The organism is Klebsiella africana (genome assembly GCF_020526085.1).
Taxonomy (GTDB): domain Bacteria; phylum Pseudomonadota; class Gammaproteobacteria; order Enterobacterales; family Enterobacteriaceae; genus Klebsiella; species Klebsiella africana.
The window spans coordinates 4,242,389-4,260,566 of record NZ_CP084874.1; the positions used below are offsets into that span (position 1 = coordinate 4,242,389).

15 protein-coding genes are annotated in these 18,178 nt (G+C 59.4%); 7 read left to right on the plus strand and 8 right to left on the minus strand.

Going from position 1 to position 18,178, the window contains the following annotated elements; translation table 11 throughout:
* Positions 1 to 55: 55 nt before the first annotated feature.
* The 3 genes from glnD to LGL98_RS20525 all read left to right on the plus strand — a co-directional run bounded on the left by glnD (position 56) and on the right by LGL98_RS20525 (position 4,068).
* Complete coding sequence (gene glnD / locus LGL98_RS20515; protein WP_136029070.1) at positions 56 to 2,719, plus strand: bifunctional uridylyltransferase/uridylyl-removing protein GlnD; 2,664 nt, start codon at positions 56 to 58, stop codon at positions 2,717 to 2,719.
* Between the two features lie 30 nt (positions 2,720 to 2,749).
* Complete coding sequence (gene dapD, locus LGL98_RS20520) at positions 2,750 to 3,574, plus strand: 2,3,4,5-tetrahydropyridine-2,6-dicarboxylate N-succinyltransferase (protein WP_002889295.1); 825 nt, start codon at positions 2,750 to 2,752, stop codon at positions 3,572 to 3,574.
* A gap of 107 nt (positions 3,575 to 3,681) precedes the next feature.
* Positions 3,682 to 4,068, plus strand: a complete 387-nt coding sequence (locus tag LGL98_RS20525; RefSeq protein WP_002889292.1) for a DUF3461 family protein — start codon at positions 3,682 to 3,684, stop codon at positions 4,066 to 4,068.
* 92 nt (positions 4,069 to 4,160) lie between these two features.
* Here the strand turns inward: LGL98_RS20525 and cdaR are convergent, their stop codons facing one another.
* From cdaR to dgt, 3 genes are all read right to left on the minus strand, one after another.
* Positions 4,161 to 5,318 (minus strand): DNA-binding transcriptional regulator CdaR, encoded by a 1,158-nt coding sequence (cdaR, locus tag LGL98_RS20530; protein WP_012968907.1) that lies wholly within the window; start codon positions 5,316 to 5,318, stop codon positions 4,161 to 4,163.
* 166 nt (positions 5,319 to 5,484) lie between these two features.
* Positions 5,485 to 6,918, minus strand: a complete 1,434-nt coding sequence (gene degP, locus LGL98_RS20535) for a serine endoprotease DegP (RefSeq protein WP_004145870.1) — start codon at positions 6,916 to 6,918, stop codon at positions 5,485 to 5,487.
* A 134-nt stretch (positions 6,919 to 7,052) separates the two neighbouring features.
* Positions 7,053 to 8,567 carry a dGTPase gene (gene dgt, locus LGL98_RS20540; protein WP_136029068.1) on the minus strand — a complete coding sequence of 505 codons (1,515 nt, stop codon included), beginning with the start codon at positions 8,565 to 8,567 and terminating at the stop codon, positions 7,053 to 7,055.
* 83 nt (positions 8,568 to 8,650) lie between these two features.
* Between dgt and mtnN the strand changes: the two genes are divergently transcribed.
* From mtnN to LGL98_RS20555, 3 genes are read left to right on the plus strand one after another with little or no spacing between them, the layout of a single operon-like run.
* Positions 8,651 to 9,349, plus strand: coding sequence for a 5'-methylthioadenosine/S-adenosylhomocysteine nucleosidase (gene mtnN / locus LGL98_RS20545; protein ID WP_004204440.1), 699 nt, complete (start codon positions 8,651 to 8,653; stop codon positions 9,347 to 9,349).
* On the plus strand, positions 9,342 to 10,142 hold the full coding sequence (btuF, locus tag LGL98_RS20550) for a vitamin B12 ABC transporter substrate-binding protein BtuF (protein ID WP_136029066.1): 801 nt from the start codon (positions 9,342 to 9,344) through the stop codon (positions 10,140 to 10,142). Before mtnN ends, btuF begins: the two co-directional genes overlap by 8 nt.
* Positions 10,143 to 10,177: 35 nt before the next feature.
* Complete coding sequence (locus LGL98_RS20555) at positions 10,178 to 10,801, plus strand: TRIC cation channel family protein (protein WP_002889277.1); 624 nt, start codon at positions 10,178 to 10,180, stop codon at positions 10,799 to 10,801.
* A 70-nt stretch (positions 10,802 to 10,871) separates the two neighbouring features.
* Here the strand turns inward: LGL98_RS20555 and erpA are convergent, their stop codons facing one another.
* Positions 10,872 to 11,216 carry an iron-sulfur cluster insertion protein ErpA gene (gene erpA, locus LGL98_RS20560; protein WP_002889275.1) on the minus strand — a complete coding sequence of 115 codons (345 nt, stop codon included), beginning with the start codon at positions 11,214 to 11,216 and terminating at the stop codon, positions 10,872 to 10,874.
* Between the two features lie 81 nt (positions 11,217 to 11,297).
* The gene (clcA, locus tag LGL98_RS20565; protein ID WP_136029064.1) at positions 11,298 to 12,716 is read right to left on the minus strand and encodes a H(+)/Cl(-) exchange transporter ClcA; all 1,419 of its coding nucleotides are present in this window, start codon (positions 12,714 to 12,716) and stop codon (positions 11,298 to 11,300) included.
* Between the two features lie 180 nt (positions 12,717 to 12,896).
* Here clcA and hemL point away from each other — a divergent pair, with 180 nt between their 5' ends.
* Positions 12,897 to 14,177 (plus strand): glutamate-1-semialdehyde 2,1-aminomutase, encoded by a 1,281-nt coding sequence (hemL, locus tag LGL98_RS20570; protein WP_136029062.1) that lies wholly within the window; start codon positions 12,897 to 12,899, stop codon positions 14,175 to 14,177.
* 310 nt (positions 14,178 to 14,487) lie between these two features.
* On the opposite strand, the gene fhuB is transcribed toward hemL, so the two are convergent.
* The 3 genes from fhuB to fhuC are packed head-to-tail and all read right to left on the minus strand — an operon-like array spanning position 14,488 to position 18,154.
* On the minus strand, positions 14,488 to 16,470 hold the full coding sequence (fhuB, locus tag LGL98_RS20575) for a Fe(3+)-hydroxamate ABC transporter permease FhuB (RefSeq protein ID WP_136029060.1): 1,983 nt from the start codon (positions 16,468 to 16,470) through the stop codon (positions 14,488 to 14,490).
* Positions 16,467 to 17,357 (minus strand): Fe(3+)-hydroxamate ABC transporter substrate-binding protein FhuD, encoded by an 891-nt coding sequence (gene fhuD, locus LGL98_RS20580; protein WP_136029058.1) that lies wholly within the window; start codon positions 17,355 to 17,357, stop codon positions 16,467 to 16,469. Before fhuD ends, fhuB begins: the two co-directional genes overlap by 4 nt.
* Entirely contained in the window at positions 17,357 to 18,154 is a 798-nt protein-coding gene (fhuC, locus tag LGL98_RS20585) for a Fe3+-hydroxamate ABC transporter ATP-binding protein FhuC (protein WP_136029056.1), read from the minus strand. The genes fhuD and fhuC overlap by 1 nt, the downstream gene beginning before the upstream one ends.
* Positions 18,155 to 18,178 lie beyond the last annotated feature (24 nt).

The window sequence follows — 18,178 nt, forward strand, 5'->3', positions numbered from 1 at the left end:
AAAAGCCGGCGCCCGCCGGCTTTTTTATTAGATAGTTTTTTCTTATGGTGACGCGATGAGCAACTCATTACCTGACACAGCCTGCCCTCTTCTGCTCGTCCCGCCGGAACATCCGGTGAGCTGGCCGCAGGGCGATCTGAACTGTGCCGCAATCAAGGCGCACATCGATACCTTCCAGCACTGGCTGGGCGAGGCGTTTGACTCCGGCATCGCCGCGGAGCAGCTCATTGCGGCGCGCACTGAATTTATTGACCAGCTGCTACAGCGGCTATGGATCGCCTACGGTTTTGAATCCGTCGGCGATCTGGCGCTGGTCGCCGTCGGCGGCTATGGCCGCGGCGAGCTGCACCCGCTCTCAGACGTCGACCTGCTGATCCTCAGTCGTAAAAAACTGCCGGACGACCAGGCGCAAAAAGTCGGCGAACTGCTCACCCTGCTGTGGGACGTCAAGCTGGAGGTGGGCCACAGCGTACGCACCCTCGAAGAGTGCCTGCTGGAAGGTCTCTCGGATCTGACCGTTGCCACCAACTTAATCGAATCGCGCCTGCTGATCGGCGACGTCGCGCTGTTCCTTGAACTGCAAAAACATATTTTTAGCGACGGCTTTTGGCCATCGGAAAAGTTCTTCGCCGCCAAGGTCGAAGAGCAGAACGTCCGTCATCAGCGCTATCATGGCACCAGCTATAACCTCGAGCCGGACGTGAAAAGCAGCCCCGGCGGCTTGCGCGATATCCATACGCTACAGTGGGTGGCTCGCCGCCATTTCGGCGCCACCTCAATGGATGAGATGGTCGGCTTCGGCTTTCTGACCGAAGCCGAGCGCAATGAACTCAATGAGTGTCTGCATCAGCTGTGGCGCATCCGTTTCGCGCTGCATCTCGAACTCACACGCTATGACAACCGTCTGCTTTTCGACCGCCAGCTCAGCGTGGCCCGCCGGCTCGGCTATGAAGGCGACGGCAACCAGCCGATTGAACACATGATGAAGGACTTCTTCCGCGTTACCCGCCGGGTGAGCGAGCTGAATCAGATGCTGCTTCAGCTGTTTGAGGAGGCTATCCTCGCCCTGACCGAGGATGAAAAACCACGCCCGATCGATGATGATTTCCAGCTGCGCGGCACCCTTATCGATCTGCGTGACGACACGCTGTTTATTCGCGAACCACAGGCCATTCTGCGCATGTTTTATATGATGGTGCGCAACAGCACTATCACCGGCATCTACTCCACAACGTTGCGCCATCTGCGCCACGCCCGCCGCCATCTGACCCAGCCGCTGTGCTATATCCCGGAGGCGCGCACGCTCTTTCTTAGCATGCTGCGCCACCAGGGGGCGGTAAGCCGTGGGCTACTGCCGATGCACCGTCACAGCGTGCTGTGGGCCTATATGCCGCAGTGGTCGCATATCGTCGGCCAGATGCAGTTCGACCTGTTTCACGCCTATACCGTCGATGAACACACTATCCGGGTGATGCTCAAGCTTGAGAGCTTTGCCAAAGAAGAGACCCGCAGCCGCCACCCGCTGTGCGTGGAGCTGTGGCCGCGCTTAACGCACCCGGAGCTTATCTTAATCGCTGCCCTGTTCCACGACATCGCCAAAGGGCGCGGCGGCGACCACTCGATCCTCGGCGCGCAGGATGTGCTGAAGTTTGCCGAGCTGCACGGGCTGAACTCCCGCGAAACGCAGCTGGTCGCCTGGCTGGTACGCCATCATCTGCTGATGTCGGTCACCGCCCAGCGGCGCGATATTCAGGATCCGGAGGTGATTAAGCAATTCGCCGAGGAGGTGCAAACGGAAAATCGTCTGCGCTATCTGGTGTGTCTGACCGTCGCCGATATCTGCGCCACTAACGAAACCCTGTGGAACAGCTGGAAGCAGAGCCTGCTGCGCGAGCTCTATTTCGCCACTGAAAAACAGCTGCGCCGCGGCATGCAAAGCACCCCGGACATGCGCGAACGGGTGCGCCACCATCAGCTACAGGCGCTGGCCCTGCTGCGGATGGACAATATTAATGAAGAGGCGCTGCACCAGATCTGGAACCGCTGCCGCGCCAACTATTTCGTGCGACATACGCCGACGCAGCTCGCCTGGCACGCCCGCAACCTGCTGCGTCATGATCTGAATAAGCCGATGATCCTGCTGAGCTCGCAGGCCACCCGTGGCGGAACGGAGATTTTTATCTGGAGCCCGGATCGCCCTTACCTGTTCGCCGCGGTGTGTGGCGAACTTGACCGTCGCAACCTCAGCGTCCACGACGCGCAGATCTTCACCACCCGCGACGGTATGGCGATGGATACCTTTATCGTCCTCGAACCCGATGGCAGTCCGCTATCCGCCGACCGCCACGAGGCAATCCGCCAGGGTCTGGAGCAGACCATCACTCAGCGCAGCTGGCAGCCTCCGGCCCCGCGTCGTCAGGCGGCAAAGTTACGCCATTTTTCCGTAGACACCGAGGTGAATTTCCTGCCGACCCATACCGACCGAAAATCGTTTCTGGAGCTGATTGCGCTCGACCAGCCCGGGCTGCTCGCGCGTGTCGGCCAGGTGTTCGCCGACCTCGGCATATCGCTTCACGGAGCGCGAATTACGACAATTGGTGAGCGAGTAGAAGATTTATTTATAATCGCCACCGCCGACCGGCGTGCCCTTAATAATGAGCTGCAACAAGAAGTGCAACAACGGTTGACAGCGGCCCTCAATCCAAACGATAAAGGGTGACGTATTTTTTTTAGTGAATGGAAAGAAACAATGCAGCAGTTACAGAACGTTATTGAGTCCGCCTTCGAGCGTCGCGCCGACATCACGCCGGCTAATGTGGATACCGTGACCCGCGAAGCGGTTAATCAGGTTATCGCCCTTCTGGATTCCGGCGCGCTGCGCGTCGCTGAGAAGATCGACGGTCAGTGGGTGACGCATCAGTGGCTGAAGAAGGCGGTACTGCTCTCTTTCCGTATTAACGATAACCAGGTTATCGATGGTGCGGAAAGCCGCTACTTCGATAAAGTGCCGATGAAATTCGCTGACTATGACGAAGCGCGTTTCCAGAAAGAAGGTTTCCGCGTGGTGCCGCCGGCCGCGGTGCGCCAGGGTGCGTTCATCGCCCGCAACACCGTGCTGATGCCCTCCTACGTTAACATCGGCGCCTACGTTGACGAAGGCACCATGGTTGATACCTGGGCCACCGTCGGTTCCTGCGCGCAGATCGGTAAAAACGTGCACCTGTCCGGCGGCGTCGGCATCGGTGGCGTACTGGAGCCACTGCAGGCGAACCCGACCATCATCGAAGATAACTGCTTCATCGGCGCACGCTCTGAGGTGGTTGAAGGGGTGATTGTCGAAGAAGGTTCCGTCATCTCCATGGGCGTTTACCTCGGTCAGAGCACCAAAATCTACGATCGCGAAACCGGTGAAGTCTTCTACGGCCGCGTACCGGCTGGCTCGGTGGTGGTCTCAGGCAACCTGCCGTCAAAAGATGGTAAATACAGCCTGTACTGCGCAGTGATTGTGAAGAAAGTCGATGCCAAAACTCGCGGCAAGGTCGGCATTAACGAACTGCTGCGTACCATCGACTAAAGCAAATAAAAAGCGGGAGATATCCCGCTTTTTTTATATTTGATGCTGGCGAGAATGGATTTTTTCGTTAATTATTCAATGGTTATGATGCTATCAAAGGTACCGTTATGTACGATAATCTGAAAAGTCTTGGCATTACCAACCCTGATGAGATCGATCGCTATAGCCTGCGGCAGGAAGCTAACAACGACATTCTGAAAATCTATTTTCAGAAAGACAAAGGCGAATTCTTCGCCAAGAGCGTGAAGTTCAAATACCCGCGTCAGCGCAAAACCGTGGTTGCCGACGGCGTCGGCCAGGGCTACAAAGAGGTCCAGGAGATCAGCCCCAATCTGCGCTACGTTATCGATGAGCTGGATCAGATCTGCCAGCGCGATCGCACTGAAATCGATCTCAAGCGTAAAATCCTCGACGATTTACGTCATCTGGAAAGCGTGGTCACCAATAAGATCAGCGAAATTGAAGCCGATCTGGAAAAGCTCACTCGTAAGTAAGCGCATCCCCGGGCTGGCGGTTTTCCTCCGCTACAGACAACACGCATCGTCCAGGCCGGGTAACGCTACCCGGCATTTTTTTGCCTAACGCTTTAGCGTTGTTCATCCAGCTGCAGCGCGATATACAGCAGTAGCCTGTCGTCAAAGCTCCCGAGATCGAGGCCGGTCAGCTCCGAGATACGGTTCAGCCGGTATTCCAGCGTATTCCGATGAATAAACAGCGCCTTTGACGTCGCCAGCGGCTGCACGTTATGACGAAACCACGCCTGCAGCGTCCGCCGCAGCAAACCGTTGTTATCCATTGCCTTCAGACGCGCCAGCGGACGGGCCAGCTCATTGGCCTGCCAGCCGCCGCGCAGGCTGTCGAGCAGCACCGGCAGCATCAGATCCTGGTAGAAATAGCTGCGGCTCTCCGGCATTCGTTGCTTACCCACCATCATCGTCGTGCGTGCGGTACGGTAAGAGCGGGCGATACTTCCGGGGCCGGTGAAGAAGTTGCCCAGCGCTACGCGAAAGCGGAGCTGACCATTCTCTTTCATCCTGGCGATAAGCTGCTCGACGCGTCGGACATGATCGTCAGCGTCCCAGCGGCCAAAGCTGTTCAGCGCCGGTTTCAGCACTACCATTTCCGTGAGCGAGACAATGGCGACCAGATTATTGCGATCGGGGGTGGTCAGCGCGTTCTGCAGCTGCTGCAATTCCGCCATCGCGCTGTCTACGCCGAGCTGGCCGCTGTCCACCTCAATCATCGCCACCACCCGCGGCTGATTGAGATCGATGCCTAAACGCTGGGCCCATTCGTTCAGCGCCGGGGTATGCTCTTCCGCCTGAATCAGGTTCATCACCAGCTCTTCGCGCAGGCGGCTGTCCTGGGCCAGGAGATGCATCAGCCGCGACTGCTCCAGCATCATCTCTGCCGTCATGCACACCAGCTCGCCATATTTCCGCAGCGCCTCCGGCTCGCCGGTCAGGCCGATCACCCCGACGATCTCCCCCTCCAGGCGCAGCGGCAGGTTAATCCCCTGGCGAACCCCGTGCAGATGGCGAGCGACCGCGTCGTCGATATCCACCACCCGCCCCTGAGAGAGGACCAGCAGCGCGCCTTCGTGCAATTCACCAATCCTTTCCCGATCGCCGCTGCCGATGATCCGCCCGCGGGCATCCATCACGTTGATATTGGTATCGATGATGCGCATGGTCCGCGCCACAATATCCTGCGCCATTTTGGTATCAAGATGCCAGCCAGCCATGTAGTCCTCCCCTTTGCCGGGCACCAGCATAAAAGAGTCATCGTCGCGCTGCATTGTGCATTTGCACTAAGCCGGGGTGAGATATGTGGAGTTGTGGGGGCGGTCACAGAATGAAAAAAGCCCCTGCCCTCGGCGAGGGAAGGGGCTGGGAAGCGAGCACTGGCGGTTACTGCAACAGCAGATAGATAGAGGCGTCACCGCGCTGAATGTTCAGCGCCAGTACGGACGGTTTGGCGTCGAAGATTTTCCGCAGATCGGCGATGTTTTTCACCGGCTGCTGATTCGCCCCGACGATGACGTCGCCTTTCTTGAGGCCAATCTGTGCCGCCGGGGTACCGGCTTTCACATTATTGACCACCACGCCCTTATCCTGACCCTTATTGCTCATTTCCGCCCCTTCAATCCCGTTGAAGATGGTGCTGGAGTCAACCTGGGTCTGGTTACTCTGCTGCAGTTCGACGGTCACGGTCACCGGTTTGCCGTCGCGCAGCAGGCCAAGCTCAACTTTGCTGCCGATAGGCATGGTGCCAACCTGGGCACGCAGCGCGGCGAAGCTGCTGATCGCTTTCCCGTTGAGGGAGGTGATGACATCGCCGGCTTTAATTCCCGCTTTCGCGGCCGCCGAACCTGGCATGACCTGGCTGACGAAGGCCCCGCGCTGGGCATCGACTTTCATCGCTTTCGCCAGCTCAGAGTTCAGTTCGGTGCCCATGATGCCGAGCTCACCGCGTTTCACCTGGCCATATTTCACCATCTGCTCGGTCAGGTTTTTCACCATGTTGCTTGGGATAGCAAAACCGATACCGATGTTGCCGCCGTCCGGCGCCAGGATGGCGGTGTTGATACCGATCAGCTCACCGTTGAGGTTCACCAGCGCGCCGCCGGAGTTACCACGGTTAATCGCCGCATCGGTCTGGATAAAGTTTTCGTAGTTTTCCACGTTGAGGCCGCTACGGCCCAGCGCGGAGACAATCCCGGAGGTCACGGTTTCGCCCAGACCAAACGGGTTGCCGATAGCCACGGTGTAATCACCGACGCGCAGCGCATCGGAGTCGGCGAGCTTGATCGCCGTCAGGTTTTTCGGATCCTGAATCTGGATCAGCGCGATATCAGAGCGCGGATCTTTGCCGACGACTTTAGCATCAAACTTACGGCCATCGCTCAGCTGAACCTTGATGGTGGTGGCGTTGTCCACGACGTGGTTGTTGGTCACCACATACCCTTTGGCGGCATCAATGATGACGCCGGAGCCCAGCGCCATGAATTTCTGCTGCTGGCCGCCGTCAGGCTGACCGCCCTGTCCGCCGCCCTGGCAAAACGGTGAACTCTGGAAAGGAGAACCATCCTGGCAGAACGGCGAATTATCGCCAAAGAACTGCTGGAAGTTCCGCGGCATCCGTGGGGTATTCACCGTGGTGCTACCTTCAACGTTAATGCTTACTACCGACGGCATCACCTTCTCCAGCATCGGGGCCAGGCTTGGCATCTGCTGTGCATTTGTGGCCGAAGATGCCGTTTCTGCCGCGCTCGCAGAGAGCGGGGACAACGCCAGACCTAAACTCAGAGCCAGTGCACTCATTGCTAACGTGGTTTTTTTCATCAGTTTCAATCTCAATTTCAGATAACGAAAGTTGCTGTGTACGTGACTATCAGAGTCATTTTATAGCGTTAAGTTCCGGAATTAAGTTTCTGGAAAAAGTAAAAATTTATTGTTCATCTTTACAAAACTCAGACCTATTCCACCGCCATCAGTCGCCGATATTCATCCCACGCATACAAATCTGTCATCCCGCTAATATAATCCTGAATCAGACGGCAGCGATAATAGTATTCCATCACCGGAAATTCAGCCGCCGTGCGCACCAGCTTATTTACCGCTTCAACATACGCCAGCCGATGGCGGGTCGAAAGTTTCTGATACAGTCGGGAGGCAATGGGTAAACGCCGTACCCGCTCCTGCGCCACTAATTCGCTGAAATCCTCCAGCGATAATTTCAGTAGCGGCTGATAGATATCCAGCAGGCCGCTAATCACCCGGTAGCCCTGCAATTCCAGCTGTTCGACATCCGGATGGCTAAACACCTGTTTCATCGCCACATTTTTATAGAGTTCCAGCAACTGGCTGCAATCGCTGTCGTCCTCCAGCAACGCATGATTAAAGTCGCCCGTGAAGATGGCCGGCAGGTTGTCAATAAATCGGCGCGCCGCGTAGGGCACCAGCTTATTCAGCGTATTCACCCGCAAATACATAAAAAACTGATCTTCCGCGCTCTGCTTCAAAGAATTGGCTCGCGATTTCTCCCAGGCATTTTCTACTACCTGTGAGAATAATGATCCTTTTTCATGGTTACCCCAGGCGTCGTAAAGATGCTGATAGAGCTGTTCTGCGCTAAAAATACGTTTTTCCACCGCGTCCTCGAGATCCGCGACGCAATATGAGATGTCATCCGCGGCCTCCATAATCCAGGTTAATGGGAATCGATTGTAAGGCGCGAGATCAAGTTCTTTACGCAAACGGGCGACATACTCTTCTTCGGCTAAATAATAGCCAGGCTTCTTCATTAAATAACTGTGGCTGGCAGGCGTCGCTTCGAACCACCACGCCGGACGAGTATATTTCAGAATACAGCCCACCTGCGCCCACGTCAGATTCATCCGCATCAGCGTATGGACCAGGCGAATACCCTGCGCATTGCCCTCAAAGCAGCAGAGGTCCTGACGTACTTTACGCCGCAGCGTATTGAGTGCCGTTTCTCCGTCATGCAGGCGTAAGGCCTGCACTTCACAGCGATCGTCGGACAACGGCTGCCCGAGCGCATCGCCGGGCGTCAGGCGCTGACGGAACCAGTCGTTAATCGCCGCCTCGCCAAAATGGCCAAACGGCGGGTTGCCGATATCGTGCATCAGGCAGGCCATCTCCACCACGCTCTCGAATGGCCCGGTCAGCTCTTCCAGACCATACTCCTCCAGCAGCCTCAGCTCTTTCAGCCGGCTCAGCACCTCTTTGGCAATATAGCGCCCCACCTGCTGCACCTCCAGCGAGTGGGTCAGGCGAGTGCGTACCGCCGCGTTGCGCTCCAGCGGGAAGACCTGGGTTTTTTGCTGCAGGCGGCGGATGGCCGGCGAATTGACGATCCGTCCCCGATCGCTTTCAAAGATCCGCAGGATGTCACGCTCCGTCTCCACCCGCGGCGGCGAACGAAAGCGTCGACGCCAGTTTATCTTGTTGCGAAAATCAATCTTTGCCATAGCCTCTCCCGCGCGAGCAATACGCTTCCCCTTAAGCGCATGATAGACTATGCAACTAAACCTGACACATCGCGAGTAAATCTATGAAAATTGGCATTATTGGCGCTATGGAAGAGGAAGTTACCCTTCTGCGCGACAAAATCGAAAACCGCCAGACCATCACCATTGGCGGAAGCGAAATCTATACTGGCCAACTTCACGGCGTTGACGTCGCTCTGCTGAAGTCCGGGATCGGGAAAGTAGCGGCGGCCATGGGCGCGACCCTGCTGCTGGAGCGTTGCCAGCCAGACGTGATCATTAATACCGGTTCTGCCGGCGGCCTCGCGCCGACGCTGAAGGTTGGTGATATCGTCGTCTCCGACGAAGCGCGCTACCACGACGCCGACGTCACCGCCTTCGGCTATGAATATGGCCAGCTCCCGGGCTGCCCGGCGGGCTTTAAAGCAGATGAAAAACTGGTGGCCGCCGCGGAGAGCTGCATTAACGCGTTAGATCTCAACGCCGTTCGTGGCCTGATCGTCAGCGGTGATGCCTTCATTAACGGCTCTGTCGGTCTGGCGAAAATCCGCCATAATTTCCCCCAGGCGATCGCCGTGGAAATGGAAGCGACCGCTATCGCTCACGTCTGCCATAACTTTAAGGTTCCCTTCGTGGTGGTTCGCGCCATCTCCGACGTGGCCGACCAGCAGTCCCACCTCAGCTTTGAGGAGTTCCTCGCGGTCGCCGCCAGACAGTCCACTTTGATGGTGGAAAACCTGGTACAGAACCTGGCACGTGGCTAAGTCGCTATCCTTCGCGTTTGCCGCGCTGCTGTTACTCGCCCCGGCGTGGCTGCTGGCCGCGCCGCGGGTGATCACCCTCTCCCCTGCCAATACCGAACTGGCCTTTGCTGCCGGGATCACGCCGGTCGGGGTGAGCAGCTATTCCGATTATCCTCCGCAGGCCAAAACCATCGAACAGGTTGCCAGCTGGCAGGGGATGAACCTGGAGCGCATCGTGGCGCTCAAGCCAGACGTGGTGCTGGCCTGGCGCGGCGGCAATGCCGAACGCCAGGTTAACCAGCTGCAGTCCCTGGGTATTCACGTCCTCTGGGTGCAGACCTCAACGATCGAAGAGATTATTGCCACCCTGCGTCAGCTGGCGCAGTGGAGCCCGCAGCCGGAAAAAGCGCAGCAGGCGGCGCAGACAATGCAGCAGGAATACGATGCGCTGAAAGCGCGCTATGCCAACGCGCCGAAGAAACGCGTCTTTCTGCAGTTCGGCTCTACGCCGCTGTTCACCAGCGGCCCCGGCTCGATTCAGGATCAGGTGCTGAGACTGTGCGGCGGCGAAAATATCTTCACCACCAGCCGTGTTCCCTGGCCGCAGGTGAGTCGCGAGCAGGTACTGGCTCGCCAGCCGCAGGCGATTGTGGTGACCGGCGACGCCAGGCGCGTTGCCGATGCCCAGCGCTTTTGGCAACATCAGCTCACCATTTCGTTGATTGCGTTACACAGTGACTGGTTTGAACGCGCAGGCCCACGTATTATCCTCGCCGCCAAACAACTTTGTACGGCGCTCGACCAGGTAAAATAACCTCCGGTAACCCGGATGCTTAGTGGGAATCAACGATGCTTGTCTATTGGCTGGATATTATTGGCACAGCTGTCTTCGCGATCTCCGGCGTTCTGCTGGCCGGAAAGCTGCGAATGGATCCGTTCGGCGTGTTGGTGTTAGGCGTAGTGACGGCGGTGGGCGGCGGGACCATCCGCGACATGGCGCTGGCGAATGGCCCGGTGTTCTGGGTCAAAGATCCCACCGATCTGGTGGTGGCGATGGTCACCAGCATGCTGACCATCCTGCTGGTTCGCCAGCCGCGCCGGCTGCCAAAATGGATCCTGCCGGTCCTTGATGCCGTCGGTCTGGCGGTGTTTGTCGGCATTGGCGTGAATAAAGCCTTTCTCGCCGGCAGCGGCCCGCTAGTGGCCGTGTGCATGGGCGTAGTAACCGGCGTGGGCGGCGGCATTATTCGCGACGTGCTGGCGCGCGAAATCCCCATGATCCTGCGCACCGAGATCTACGCCACCGCCTGTATCGTCGGCGGTATTGTCCACGCCACGGCACATGACACCTTTCATCTCCCACTGGAGAATTCGGCAATGATGGGGATGGTGGTCACCCTGGTGATCCGTCTGGCGGCGATCCGCTGGCATCTGAAGCTGCCGACATTTGCGCTGGACGATAACGGACGCTAATAAAAGCAAAACGGTAACCTTAAGGTTACCGTTTTTAGGGTTTGCTCCCTCCCGCTGGAGAGAGCTCGCTTTAAACGCTGAACGAGGAGCCGCAGCCGCAGGTGCTTTTCGCGTTCGGATTGGTCACGATAAAGCGCGAACCTTCCAGCCCTTCGGTATAGTCGACAGAGCCGCCGACCAGATACTGCAGGCTCATCGGGTCAACCACCAGGCCGACGCCCTGTTTCTCAATGGTCATATCCCCTTCGTTCACCTGATCGTCAAAGGTGAAGCCATACTGGAAACCGCTGCAACCACCGCCGGTGATGTACACGCGCAGTTTCAGGTTCGGATTATCTTCATCCGCAATCAGATGTTTTACTTTGTTGGCTGCGGCTTCGGTAAACTCCAGCGGCAACGCTACGTCATCACTCATTTTCTGCTCCCATTGATACTTCCGGCCGGTTAAAGAATAACCGGACCTTTTGAGCCATTATCTAATACCCTGGTAAATCGTTCAAGTATTCTCCCGGGGGGCCTGTTGCGCTTTTGCCGCCTGCTCAGCCTCCTGCTTCGCCAGAGTACGTTGCAGAATGGTCGAATACAAAGGCTTACCGCCGAGGAATTGCGCCAGTAGTGTTGCGCCAAGGCAGGTAATAATCATTGGCAAAATGAGCTGATAGTTATCGGTCATCTCCAGCACCAGCACAATCCCGGTCAGCGGCGCGCGCACCGAGGCGGCGAGCAGCGCCCCCATGCCGGCAATGGCGAAAGTACCGGCATCCAGATGATAGGCCGGAAACAGCGGAATCGCCGCCATGCCGAAGGCCGTGCCCAACAACGTGCCGAGCGCCAGCATCGGCGCGAAAATGCCGCCCGGCGCACCGGAAGAGAAGCAGATCAGCGTGGTCACCACGCGGGCAATAAAGATAAACAGCAGCAGGCCGACGGAGAAATTACCGGCAGCGGCGATAGGGATCAGGTTAAAGCCACCGCCCACCGTGGAGGACTGCATCAGCCCCAGCAGGCCGCAGAGTCCGCCGATTAATCCGCCAATCAACACCCATTTTTTGATGTTGCCACCGTGGATGCGCTGAAACAGATCCTGAGTGCGCAGCACCAGAAAATTAAACAGTGGACCAAAGCAGCCAAACAACATGCCCAGCACCAGATACAGCCACAAGGTGTTCACCGGGGCGTTGCTCAGCTTGCCCACCTCAATAATCGCCGCTTCGCCGTTGAAAATACGAAACACAATGCTCGACATGATCACGCCGGTAAACACGGCTTTAATAGAGATCAGGTTGTAGCGGAACTGCGGGCGCATCTCTTCGATGATAAACAGAATCCCGGCCAGCGGCGCGTTAAAAGCCGCCGAAAGCCCCGACGCCGCACCGGTCGCCAGCAGCGTATGCCGCGCTTCCGGGCTGCGCATGCGGAAAACGTCCAGCACCATGCGTCCAATATTGCCGCCAAGCTGCACCATTGGCCCTTCGCGACCCAGCACCATCCCGGCGCCGAGCGTCCCCATGCCACCAATGAACTTCACCGGCAGCACGCGCCACCAGCGCACCGGACGCAGCTCCTCCAGCGCCCCTTCGATCTCCGGGATACCCGAGCCGCCGGCCTCCGGCGCAAAGCGGCGCACGAGGAAATAGCCGACCATCGCCAACAGCGCCGACAAAATAAACGCCAGCGGCCAGACCAGATACCAGTGGTCTGCGACCTGCGCCAGCGCGCCAATCCGCTGGTTCTGCACCCAGTTCACGCTCTTTTCAAAGGCGACGCCCACCAGCCCCGCCAGCGTGCCGACCACCGCCGCCATAAACAGAACCGCCAGCGGCGTTTTATCACGCTGAATCAAACGGCGCACCGCATCACCGCGACGCACCCGCACGAACTGATGTGCTTCAAAAGAGGGAGTTTCTGCTTTCATGCCATTATCAATTATTGGTAATACAAATGAGGAGAGAGGCATTTTAGCCGTCCCGGCGCACTGCGTCGTCAAAAAAATGTCCCTGCGGCACATTGTTTCAATTGGGCAAAACTTTCATAACCATCCTGGAATAACTTAGAATAGCCGATAAAACATTTTTCACGAACCAGGACCCTGGCCATGAGCAAATCTGAAAATCTGTACCACGCTGCGCGCGAACTGATCCCCGGCGGCGTTAACTCACCGGTCCGCGCCTTCACCGGCGTCGGCGGCACCCCGCTATTTATCGAACGCGCGGATGGCGCCTACCTCTATGACGTCGACGGTAAAGCCTATATCGATTATGTCGGCTCCTGGGGTCCGATGGTGCTGGGCCACAACCACCCGGCTATTCGCAATGCGGTGATCGAGGCGGCTTCCCGCGGCCTGAGCTTTGGCGCGCCGACCGAAATGGAAGTGAAAATGGCGGCCCTGGTGACCGAGCTGGTACCGACCATGGATATGGTGCGGATGGTGAACTCCGGTACCGAAGCCACCATGAGCGCCATTCGTCTGGCGCGCGGCTTCACCGGCCGCGACAAAATCATTAAGTTCGAAGGTTGCTACCACGGACATGCCGACTGCCTGCTGGTGAAAGCCGGATCCGGCGCACTGACCCTCGGCCAGCCGAACTCACCGGGCGTACCGGCCGATTTCGCCAAACATACCCTGACCTGCACCTATAACGACCTTACCTCAGTGCGGGCGGCATTCGAGCAGTATCCGCAGGACATCGCCTGCATCATCGTCGAACCGGTGGCCGGAAATATGAACTGCATTCCGCCGCAGCCAGAGTTCCTGCCGGGCCTGCGCGCGCTGTGCGATGAGTTCGGCGCCCTGCTGATTATCGACGAAGTGATGACCGGCTTCCGCGTGGCGCTGGCGGGTGCCCAGGCTTATTACGGCGTGGAGCCGGATCTGACCTGTCTCGGGAAAATCATCGGCGGCGGGATGCCGGTAGGCGCCTTCGGCGGCCGCCGTGAGGTGATGGACGCCCTGGCGCCCACTGGCCCGGTCTATCAGGCGGGCACCCTCTCCGGCAACCCGATCGCCATGGCGGCTGGCTTCGCCTGCCTGAACGAAGTGGCGCAGCCGGGCGTGCATGAAACCCTGACCGAACTGACGAACCAGCTGGCGCAAGGCCTGCTGGACGCAGCGCGTGACGCCGGGATCCCGCTGGTGGTTAATAACGTCGGCGGTATGTTCGGCATCTTCTTTACCGATGCCGAAACCGTCACCTGCTACCAGGACGTGGTGAAGTGTGATGTCGAACGCTTCAAGCGTTTCTTCCACCTGATGCTGGAGGAAGGGGTGTACCTGGCGCCGTCAGCGTTTGAGGCCGGCTTTATGTCCGTGGCCCACAGTGAACAAGATATCGACAATACCATCGACGCCGCGCGTCGGGTGTTTGCCAAGCTGTAAGGTGCTTGAATGCCTGGTGGCGCAGGGATTTTCCCGGAGGCGGCGCGCTGCGCCTTATCCGGGAGACCAAATCGCACAACGCAGTAGCCCCGGTAAGCGCTGGCGCCACCGGGGGTTTTCCCGGAGGCGGCGCGCTGCGCCTTATCCGGGCTACCAAGTCGCACAGCGCTGTAGCCCCGGTAAGCGCTAGCACCACCGGGGATTTTCCCGGAGGCGGCGCATTGCGCCTTATCCGGGAGACCAAATCGCACAACGCTGTAGCCCCGGTAAGCGCTAGCGCCACCGGGGATGTTGAAGCCATCCAGGATCGTTAGCGACTCTGCTTTCTCAGCAAATAAATAAAGTACGGCGCGCCGATAAAGGTCGACAGTAGACCCGCCGGGATCTGGTAGGGGAACATCATCATCCGTCCGCACCAGTCGGCAAAGACCAGCAGCACTCCGCCAGTCAGCCCGGAAATCACCATATGCGGCATGGTCCGACGAAAGCCCATCATGCGCGCGATATGCGGCGCCATCAGCCCGACAAAGCTCAGCGGGCCGATGGTCAGCGTCGCCGTCGCCGTCAGACAGGCCGCCAGCAGCAGCAGAGCAATCCGCGATGACGTCAGCGCCATGCCCACTGCCCGCGCCGCCTCCCCGCCCAGCGGCAGAATGGTTAACCAGCGACGGCAGAGCGGCGCCAGCGCCAGCAGCGCCAGCATCACCGCGCCGCTGCGAACCACCTTCTCCGGCGTCGCGCTGTAGGTCGACCCCGAGATCCACGTCAGGATCTGGGCCATGCGCGGATCGCCGCTGGCCTGCAGCATCATCAACAGCATGGTGAAAGCGGTACTGAGCGCCATCCCCGCCAGCAACATCCGGTGCGGCGAGAAACCGCCGCGCCCGGCGGCCAGCAGAATAATCAGCAGCGTGGCCGCCGCGCCAAGACTGCCGGCTGGCAGCAGCCAGCCAAAGGCGTCGCCAGGCACGAAGAACAGCATCAGCACCACGCCAAAGGCGGCGCCAGAGCTAATGCCCAGCACTTCCGGGCTGGCCATCGGGTTGCCGGTCAGGCGCTGGATAATACAGCCGGCGACCGCCAGCATCACCCCGGCGAACAGCGCCGACAACACGCGTGGCCAGCGCCAGGGCAGCAGTTGATCCAGCAGATCGCCGTGAGCCCACAGCCAGCCGTGGGCATCGCGACCAAAGGCCAGCGCCACGCTCACCGCCAGCAGCAACAACGCGACGCCTGCAAGAACAAACCATTGCACGTGATAGCGCTCAGGCTGCACATTATCGCCGCCATTCATCACCGGGGCGCTGATGCTGCGCAGCCGCGGCAGCAGCCACAGCAGCAGCGGCGCGCCAATCAGGGCGGTGACCGAGCCGGTGGAGACTTCCCGCCATACCCGGCTCAGCCAGAGGATCACCTGATCTGAAAGCCACAGGAGCAGCGCGCCGATCAGCGCCGCCAGCAGCAGCCGCACCAGCAGCCGACGGGCGCCAAGCATTTTCGCCAGCAGCGGCGCGAACAAGCCGATAAAGCCGATAATGCCGACCGCATTCACCAGCAGCGCGCTGATGACGATCGCCAACGTCAGGGCGCCAAGGCGCGCCAGGGACAGCGCCAGCCCAAGATTGCGCGCCACTCCGTCATCAAGCCCCATCAGGGTCAGCGGACGCAGCAGCAGCAAGGTGAGTATTGCCCCGCCAAGCAGCTGCGGCCACAGGCGCTGCGCCACGCTCCAGTCGGTTTGCGTCAGCGTTCCGGTGCTCCACAGGAACATGCTCTGCAGCTGGTCGTGATGGAAAATCACCATCAGCTGATTGATCGCGCCGCAATAGAGACTCACCACCAGACCGGCCAGAATCAGCGTCACCGGCGACAGGCGCTTGCCCCACGAGACGCCAAATACCAGCGCCCCGACCAAACAGGCCCCGGCCAGGGCCGCGAACTGCGACGCCAGCACGCCGGGGATGGCCCACAGGGTGGTGACGGTTATCCCCAGCTGCGCGCCGGTGGCGACGCCAAGGGTGGTCGGCTCCGCCAGCGGATTACGCAGCACCTGCTGGAACAGGACGCCGACCAGTCCCAGCCCGGCGCCCACCAGCAGCGCAACAGCCAGCCTCGGTAACAAACTATAATGAAACAGCATTTGGGCGATATCATCGACATCCGGCTGCCACAGCGCTTGCCGCCACTGCGCATAGGGCAAGGCGACATTGAGGTTGACGATACTCAGCGCGAAGGCGGCGACCAGCAGCCCGGCCAGCAGGATAATAGCTAACGGCGAGAGACGCGTATTCATGCCGGACTCCCCTGGGCATCGGCCAGCACGCGGGCAAAATGCATCGCCGACAACGTCGCGCCGTAGAACCAGACCGCCGGAACGCGCTGGAAGCGGCCCGCGCGCACGAAGGGCATCGCCTGCCATAGCGGCGTCGCCAGCAGCTGAGCCATATCCCGCTCGTTACCATGATCGAAACAGATCACATCGGCCTCGTTAAATTGCGCCAGCCGGTCGATACCGACGCTGACGCTGCCCCAGAATGCCGCTTCGCCACGCCAGGCGTTTTTAATGCCAAAGCGGTCAAGCACTTCCTGGAACAAGCAGTTTTCGCCAAACACCAGCACGTGGCGCGGATCGAGCAGGGAGATCATCAGCAGAGGGCGATCGCCGCGCCCGGCAAAACGCGGCCTCAGGCTCGCCATCAGCGCCTCAAACTCCGCCAGGTGGCGCTGGGCCTGCTGCGCTTTACCCAGCAAGTCGGCCATCTCCAGTAGCGAACGCTGAGCCATCGCCAGCGGCCGTTTGCCGTCGCTGAAGGTGAAACCGCGGCCGGGCGCGATACGCGCCAGCTTCTCCGGCGACGGGCCGTAGCCCGCCGACCAGACAATAAATGACGGTTTCATCTGCGTCAGCAGTTCAAGGTTGGGTTCGGTGCGCAGACCAACATCGATCACCGAGTCGGGCAGCGCGGGTTCGTTCACCCACAAGCGATAGTTGGGAATATCGGCCACGCCATAGGGCGTCACGCCGAGCGCCAGCAGCAGCTCCGCGGGCAGCCACTCCAGCGCCACCACGCGCTGCGGGTCGACGTCAGCCGCCTGCGCGCCGCGCATCTGCCACAGCAGCGGCGACAGCGCCATCGCGGTCAACAGGCGGCGTCGGGTTATCAAAGTCGGGTTCATCATCAATAGACAAAACTTACCGGCGCTGCGCCGGCCGGGTGCGGTAGGATCCCCATCGGGATGCCGTAGATCTGCTCCAGGGTGTCGCTACGCATCAGTTCTGCTGGCGTCCCCTGGGCAATCATTTCCCCACCGCGCAGGGCCACCAGATAGTCGCAGTAGCGCGCCGCCATATTAATGTCATGCAGGACGGCGATCACCGTCAGGCCGCGCTGCTGGCTCAGACGATGCACCAGCGCCAGGACATCTACCTGATGGGCGATATCCAGCGCCGAGGTGGGTTCATCCAGTAGCAGACAGCGGCTGTCCTGGGCCACCAGCATGGCAATCCACGCCCGCTGGCGTTCACCGCCAGAAAGACTATCTACCAGGCGATGGGCGAGCGGCTTGAGCCCCACCAGCGCGATCGCCTCTTCCACCTTTTCCCGATCCGCCGCGCCAAAGCGCCCCAGCGCACCATGCCATGGGTAGCGGCCGATCGCCACCAGCTCGCGCACCGTCATGCCTTCGGCCGCCGGCAGTTGCTGCGGCAGGTAGGCCACTTTGCGGGCAAAGGCTTTGCTGCCCCAGCTCTCCAGCGGTTGTCCGTCTAACAGCACTTCGCCTGCGGAAGGTGGCTGATGACGGCCAAGCATTTTCAGTAACGTCGATTTGCCGGAGCCATTATGGCCGATCAGGCCGGTGACTTTTCCAGCCGGGAAAATGAGGGAGAGCGGATGAAGCAATGTGCGGCCAGGCACACGGAAAGTGACACGATCCAGTGCGAAGGTGGTTTCAGCGTGCGGAGTCTGTTCCTGCATAGCGGTAACCTGATAGAGGGCGCG

What these genes read in the sequence shown, in the direction of transcription:
- erpA (WP_002889275.1), bottom strand. Translation starts at nt 11,216, where the DNA reads ATGAGTGATGACGTAGCGTTGCCGCTGGAGTTTACCGAAGCCGCAGCC.
- LGL98_RS20555 (WP_002889277.1), top strand. Translation starts at nt 10,178, where the DNA reads ATGCTTGTCTATTGGCTGGATATTATTGGCACAGCTGTCTTCGCGATC.
- degP (WP_004145870.1), bottom strand. Translation starts at nt 6,918, where the DNA reads ATGAAAAAAACCACGTTAGCAATGAGTGCACTGGCTCTGAGTTTAGGT.
- fhuB (WP_136029060.1), bottom strand. Translation starts at nt 16,470, where the DNA reads ATGAATACGCGTCTCTCGCCGTTAGCTATTATCCTGCTGGCCGGGCTG.
- mtnN (WP_004204440.1), top strand. Translation starts at nt 8,651, where the DNA reads ATGAAAATTGGCATTATTGGCGCTATGGAAGAGGAAGTTACCCTTCTG.
- glnD (WP_136029070.1), top strand. Translation starts at nt 56, where the DNA reads ATGAGCAACTCATTACCTGACACAGCCTGCCCTCTTCTGCTCGTCCCG.
- LGL98_RS20525 (WP_002889292.1), top strand. Translation starts at nt 3,682, where the DNA reads ATGTACGATAATCTGAAAAGTCTTGGCATTACCAACCCTGATGAGATC.
- cdaR (WP_012968907.1), bottom strand. Translation starts at nt 5,318, where the DNA reads ATGGCTGGCTGGCATCTTGATACCAAAATGGCGCAGGATATTGTGGCG.
- fhuD (WP_136029058.1), bottom strand. Translation starts at nt 17,357, where the DNA reads ATGATGAACCCGACTTTGATAACCCGACGCCGCCTGTTGACCGCGATG.
- hemL (WP_136029062.1), top strand. Translation starts at nt 12,897, where the DNA reads ATGAGCAAATCTGAAAATCTGTACCACGCTGCGCGCGAACTGATCCCC.
- dgt (WP_136029068.1), bottom strand. Translation starts at nt 8,567, where the DNA reads ATGGCAAAGATTGATTTTCGCAACAAGATAAACTGGCGTCGACGCTTT.
- dapD (WP_002889295.1), top strand. Translation starts at nt 2,750, where the DNA reads ATGCAGCAGTTACAGAACGTTATTGAGTCCGCCTTCGAGCGTCGCGCC.
- clcA (WP_136029064.1), bottom strand. Translation starts at nt 12,716, where the DNA reads ATGAAAGCAGAAACTCCCTCTTTTGAAGCACATCAGTTCGTGCGGGTG.
- fhuC (WP_136029056.1), bottom strand. Translation starts at nt 18,154, where the DNA reads ATGCAGGAACAGACTCCGCACGCTGAAACCACCTTCGCACTGGATCGT.